General features: G+C 57.4%; 4 protein-coding genes. 2 read left to right on the top strand and 2 right to left on the bottom strand.

The window, feature by feature from the left end; genetic code table 11:
• A partial coding sequence (locus IQ265_RS22755; RefSeq protein WP_194057851.1) for a proton extrusion protein PcxA occupies positions 1–1334 on the top strand: 1334 nt, incomplete at its 5' end.
• Positions 1335–1598: 264 nt separating this feature from the next.
• On the opposite strand, the gene IQ265_RS22750 is transcribed toward IQ265_RS22755, so the two are convergent.
• Together IQ265_RS22750 and IQ265_RS22745 are read right to left on the bottom strand one after the other, a co-directional pair.
• Positions 1599–2357, bottom strand: a complete 759-nt coding sequence (locus tag IQ265_RS22750; RefSeq protein WP_194057849.1) for a SprT family zinc-dependent metalloprotease — start codon at positions 2355–2357, stop codon at positions 1599–1601.
• A 168-nt stretch (positions 2358–2525) separates the two neighbouring features.
• Complete coding sequence (locus IQ265_RS22745) at positions 2526–2957, bottom strand: NUDIX domain-containing protein (RefSeq protein WP_194057847.1); 432 nt, start codon at positions 2955–2957, stop codon at positions 2526–2528.
• Positions 2958–3757: 800 nt separating this feature from the next.
• On the opposite strand from IQ265_RS22745, the gene psaA reads away from it, so the two are divergent.
• A complete protein-coding gene (psaA, locus tag IQ265_RS22740; protein ID WP_194057845.1) occupies positions 3758–6022 on the top strand; it encodes a photosystem I core protein PsaA in 2265 nt (754 codons plus the stop codon).
• The last annotated feature ends 68 nt before the right edge of the window (positions 6023–6090 follow it).

Here is a 6090-nt window from a genome sequence, read left to right as displayed (position 1 = left end):
CCCTCAACCAGGCCTACGAAGCCGCTCAAATGATTGTGGCGATCGAGCGTGAGTACTTTGGTGGCAACCCCATCTCGACTCGCTACGGCAGCTACGGCGACAGCGCCATGGAGTATTTTCAGGGCGAGTTGAGAAAATACCTGAACTTGATCAAGGTGCGAATGGCCGAATTTCGGGCCAGCCGATCCATCGTGCGGGTCAGCGAATCGCGCGTTATGGAAGTAGATTTGCCCGCTTCTGAGGCCGACGAACTGGCCGTCAATGTGATTGACCAGCAGGCGATGTTTTTTCGCAAGCTGCGCCTAGTGGATGAAGTGCTGGCCCGCTACGCCAATCTGGATGCCAACCCTGAGCGGGTGATCACCCTCGCCAACGGGGGCAACGGCAGTCTGGAACCAGCCCCCTCGGCCCAGGTGCTGCGATCTAAAGCCAACCAGGCCCGGAGCGGCGGGGCAAATTTAGCCAGCCAGAATGGGGCCAAATCCCCTGTTGCCAACCCCCTCAACCCCGACGGTACGCGGGCAGCAGGCCTCTCCGATCGCGTTAACGTGCTGCCCCGATCGATTTTGCGCACCGTCGATCGCATCCGCCAAGACCTTGACCCCAACGCCGAGCAGGAGGTGGTGAAAGAGTTTCGCAACTCCAAATCAAAAACCACCGCGGCGATTCGCTTTGTGCTGCTGCTGGTGATTGTGCCGCTGCTGACCCAGCAGTTTACCAAAGCCTTTATTGTTGGGCCAATTGTTGATCGAATCCGGGCCGGGGGCGAAGAGGCCGAAGTCTTTCTCAATATCGAAATGGAAGAAGAAGCCCTCCACGAGCTACAGCAGTTCGAGGAACGGCTGCGCTTTGAAGTGCTGATCGGCAAAGCCCCCCCCCTATCAGAACTCAACATTGAGCAGCGAGTGCGCACCAAAGCCAGCGAGATTGAGGAAGACTACCGCGATCGCAGCGCCAGCGCCGTCAAAAACGTATTTGCCGACATCTTGGCTGCGATCGCCTTTGCCCTGCTGCTCATCTACCGCCGCCAGGACGTTGCCAACGTCAAATCCTTCATGGATGAAATTGTCTACGGCCTCAGCGACAGCGCCAAAGCCTTTATCATTATTCTCTTTACCGACACCTTCGTCGGCTTTCACTCCCCCCACGGCTGGGAGATCCTGCTAGAAGGCCTCTCCCGCCACCTCGGCCTCCCTGCCAACCGCGACTTCATCTTCCTCTTTATCGCCACCTTCCCCGTCATCCTCGACACCATCTTCAAATACTGGATTTTCCGCTACCTCAACCGCATCTCTCCGTCCGCAGTCGCCACCTACAAGACCATGAACGAGTAGCGAGTGGATGGGTAGGCGGGTGGGGACGGTGCGAAAGTTGGAAGCTTCAGAGTTCAGTGCTGCTGACAGGTTGATTTACAGAACACAGGTTTAAACCGATGATCGGCTAGTCCTTTCCGTAGGGTGAAGGGCGGCGGAACGCCCTTCGAGAAGGGGGTCTGAGGCCAGCGAAATGGCCCCAGCAGCAGATTTAGTTTCTAACCGACCACCTCTGTCAGCCTGGAAAAGCTGCCATTTGAAGCAGATTGTTTCCCTAAAAGTGTCTCAGTCTTCGACCCAGCGCGGCACATACTGCCAACCATCACGAATCTCGTCCCGACACCGCTGATGCCCAGGCTGCTTTTCCTCCACCAGCTGCCAAAAGGCGGCGGAGTGGTTCATGTGCACGGTGTGGCACAGCTCGTGGACAAAGACGTAGTGAACGAGTTCGGGTGGCAAAAACAACAGTTTGTAGTTAAGGCTGATGTTTCTATTGGATGAACAGCTAGCCCAGCGGGTTTTTTGCCCTCGAATGGAAATGCGGTCAAAGGGCAGGTTGAGCACAAAACTCAGCTCGCGCAGCCAGGGGGCAAATTCGGCGCGGGCCTTGCGGCTAAGCCACTGGCGCAGCAGATCGGTACAGGCGGCGTTATTATCGACCGGGCCGCGCAGCAGTAGGGCTTGGGGGCCGCTCTGGGTCATGGCCAAGGTGCGGGTAGAGGCGGGTTGGTAGCTGACTTGCCAGGTCTGGTGGCGCGATCGCACCTCGATCTGACCGGGTTTCTCCTCAAAATGCTCATCGGTCAGGGTTGCCGTTTGGTGGGCCAGGCGCAGCTGCGATCGCCAGAGCCAGTCGCGCCGCCGATACAGCAGCTCAGGCACCTGAGTGTGGTCAAAGCCGTTGGGAACAACCACCTCGATCTGGCCGTTGAGGTGCACCTTGATCGAGACATGGCGGGCGCGGCTGCTTTCCCGAATCCGGTAGTCGGGCAGCGCCACCGGGTCAGCAGAAAAAAGCTGGAGCTGTTCGGATGATTCAGCCATAGGGCAGCAGGAGACGGCACTCTATCTAGTCTAGATAGCCTGTTCTATCCTACGTTGCCTCAGGGCGTGCCATCAATTTTGGCGACAATCCTGATCCCATCAGCGTTGCCACATCCGACCTCAAAAAAGGCTAGGGGCTGTAAGCACTAATCTTGGGACTACCAGCAGTTAGTTGATGGCAGCTCCTAGAAAAGAGAGCAAAAGTTCCTGATGGGGCGGCCCAATGGGGCGTTCTGCCTGAGCGCGATCAGAGTAGCGCCAGCCTCGGTGAATGTCCTCAACGCTCCACAGGCCCAAATCGAGTCCTTCTGTCAGCACCAGGCTTTCCACTCGCACCACCAGCGGCCCGTAGTATACGTGACGCACCACAGTTTCAGATTCCGATCGTTTAAAGAGCGCTAGCTGGGGCGCGTCATAGCCGATTTCTTCCTGCAGTTCTCGGTACACCGCAACGTCGGGCAGTTCGCCCGGTTCTAGGTGGCCACCAAAAAAGGCCCAATGGCCCGGCCAGGCAATAGTGGGAATGTCGTCGCGCAGCTGCAGGAGGTAGCGATCGCCCTGGTAGAGAATGGCGATCGCCACTTCGGGTTTTGGAGTCATAGCGCAAGGTCATTACGGTAGGGCTTATCCCTCACCACCGCAAGTCTCCATCGAGACCTCCGCTGCACCTCGCAACGACAGAACGATGGCAAGCCTCTTGCCAGCAGCGTAAGGGTGGAGCCATCATACCCAGGTGACGCGTCCGCTCGCCATGATGGGCATCACAACGCACGATTAAGTTCAAAGCGTAAGGTCGAGGCACCGATCGAGCGTGTGGCATTAAGGGAATGTGACTAAGAGAATGTAACAGTTGAAACAGCTCAGGCTCCGGTTTATCGACCCGATCCCCGACCCTCACAGGTGGGCACGAAGCCATTGGTCTTTCCCGCCATGGTGCTGCCGCTAACATCAATAGCCCTAGTCATGGTCGATGCCTTCTGAATGGTCATACCCCCAGCTACAGCTCCAGGGTTCACCATTTCGTAAAGTCAAAGCCCTTTACAACCCGCCAAAGATCAAGCATTGAGCGACGATAATTAACATTAATTAACAAAAAGAGGGCCTAATCGCCCGTTTGGCGATATAGCCCCGGTCATTTATTGAGTTTTGTTAATAGAAGCCTGATTCGGAGATCAATTTTGTGATCAGAGCATTTCCAGAAGCCCTATGGATCAAGGGATTCCGCAGATTGAATTATTGTTAACCGCCGTCAAAAAGCGTCAAATTGCGAGACTATAATGCTCAAGAGCAATCACCGCCTAAGTATCGGTTGTACCCGTAAGCGATCGCGCCCTTGGGTACAGTTTTAGCCAAGGCGATTGATTCTCGATTTGCTTTTGTCTAGAGAGAGGAGAGTCTCCATGACAACTACCCCGCGCGAGCGGGAGGCGAAAGCCAAAGTCATCGTTGATAAGGATCCAGTACCTACTTCTTTTGAGAGGTGGGGCAAGCCGGGTCACTTTGATCGGACTTTAGCTAAGGGACCCAAAACCACCACTTGGATTTGGAACCTCCACGCCGACGCTCACGATTTTGATAGTCATACCAGTGACCTAGAAGACATTTCGCGCAAAATCTTTAGCGCTCACTTCGGTCACCTAGCCGTCATCTTTATCTGGCTCAGCGGCATGTACTTCCATGGCGCTAAGTTTTCAAACTTCGAAGCCTGGATGGCCAACCCCACGGGCATCAAGCCCAGCGCTCAGGTAGTCTGGCCGATCTTCGGTCAGGAGATCCTGAATGCCGATGTGGGCGGTGGCTTCCACGGTATTCAGATCACCTCTGGCTTATTCCAGCTGTGGCGCGGCGCTGGCTTCACCAACGGCTTCCAGCTCTACTGCACCGCTATTGGGGCGCTGGTGATGGCTGGCCTGATGCTGTTTGCCGGCTGGTTCCATTACCACAAGCGGGCACCCAAGCTGGAGTGGTTCCAAAACGTGGAATCGATGATGAACCACCACCTGGCAGGCCTACTCGGTCTGGGCTGCCTGAGCTGGGCCGGTCACCAAATCCACGTGGCGTTGCCTGTTAACAAAATGCTGGATGCTGGCGTGGCTCCGCAGGCTATTCCCCTGCCCCACGAGTTCATCCTCAATAAGAGTCTGATGGCCGACCTGTACCCCAGCTTTGCTGAGGGACTAAAGCCCTTCTTCACGCTGAACTGGGGCGTGTACTCTGACTTCTTGACCTTCAAGGGCGGTCTGAACCCCGTCACTGGCGGCCTCTGGCTGTCGGATACGGCTCACCACCACCTGGCGCTAGCCGTCCTCTTCATCGTTGCGGGCCACATGTACCGCACCAACTGGGGCATTGGCCACAGCATGAAGGAGATTCTGGACAACCACCAGGGCGACCCGCTGCTGTTTGGCGGTCGCGGTCACCAGGGCCTGTTCGAAGACCTGACCACTTCCTGGCACGCTCAGCTGGCGGTCAACCTGGCCATGCTGGGGTCGTTGACCATCATCGTGGCGCACCACATGTACGCCATGCCTCCCTACCCGTACCTGGCGACGGATTACGCCACTCAGCTGTCGCTCTTTACCCACCACATGTGGATTGGCGGCTTCTTGATTGTGGGGGCTGGTGCCCACGCCGCCATCTTCATGGTGCGTGACTACGACCCAGCAGTAAACCGAGATAACGCCCTCGACCGCATGCTGCGATCGCGCGATGCGATCATCTCGCACCTCAACTGGGTGTGTATCTTCCTCGGCTTCCACAGCTTTGGTCTGTACGTCCACAACGACACCATGCGCGCCCTGGGTCGTCCCCAGGACATGTTCTCGGATACCGCCATCCAGCTGCAGCCGATCTTCGCCCAGTGGGTGCAAGGCTTCCACGCTGCCGCTGCTGGTAACACCGCGCCCAACGCGCTCGCCAGCGTTAGCCCGGTCTTCGGTGGCGTTGGGGTTGCAGTAGCAGGCAAGGTGGCGATGATGCCCATGGCCCTCGGCACCGCCGACTTCATGGTGCACCACATCCACGCCTTCACCATCCACGTGACCGCGCTGATTCTGCTCAAGGGTGTGCTGTTTGCCCGCAGCTCCCGCCTCATTCCCGACAAAGGCGAACTGGGCTTCCGGTTCCCCTGCGACGGTCCTGGTCGGGGCGGCACCTGTCAGGTCTCCGGTTGGGACCACGTGTTCCTCGGCCTGTTCTGGATGTACAACTCGATCTCGATTGTGATTTTCCACTTCAGCTGGAAGATGCAGTCTGACATCTGGGGCACGGTCAGCCCCGATGGCACGGTGAGTCACATCACGGGTGGCAACTTTGCCGCCAGTGCCATCACCATCAATGGCTGGTTGCGCGACTTCCTCTGGGCGCAAGCCTCGCAGGTCATCGGCTCCTACGGCTCGGCGCTGTCGGCCTACGGTCTGATGTTCTTGGGCGCGCACTTCGTCTGGGCCTTTAGCCTGATGTTCTTGTTCAGCGGTCGCGGCTACTGGCAAGAGCTGATTGAGTCCATCGTCTGGGCGCACAGCAAGCTGAAGGTGGCTCCCTCGATTCAGCCTCGCGCTCTGAGCATCACTCAGGGGCGGGCTGTGGGTGTGGCCCACTACCTCCTTGGCGGTATTGCCACGACCTGGGCCTTCTTCTTGGCAAGAATTATCGCGGTGGGCTAGGTTTCTCGTCATGGAATCTCCTGGGGGCGCTTTGAGCGATAGCTCTGCGCCCCTACCAACCGCACTCA

This window comes from Nodosilinea sp. LEGE 06152 (genome assembly GCF_015207525.1).
GTDB lineage: Bacteria > Cyanobacteriota > Cyanobacteriia > Phormidesmidales > Phormidesmidaceae > Nodosilinea.
The sequence above is the reverse complement of the archived record's forward strand: the minus strand, read 5'-3'. Positions and strand labels throughout refer to the sequence as shown.

Bases quoted from the DNA above. Each gene is read 5' to 3' on its own strand.
- IQ265_RS22745 (WP_194057847.1), bottom strand. From the start codon at position 2,957: ATGACTCCAAAACCCGAAGTGGCGATCGCCATTCTCTACCAGGGCGAT.
- IQ265_RS22750 (WP_194057849.1), bottom strand. From the start codon at position 2,357: ATGGCTGAATCATCCGAACAGCTCCAGCTTTTTTCTGCTGACCCGGTG.
- psaA (WP_194057845.1), top strand. From the start codon at position 3,758: ATGACAACTACCCCGCGCGAGCGGGAGGCGAAAGCCAAAGTCATCGTT.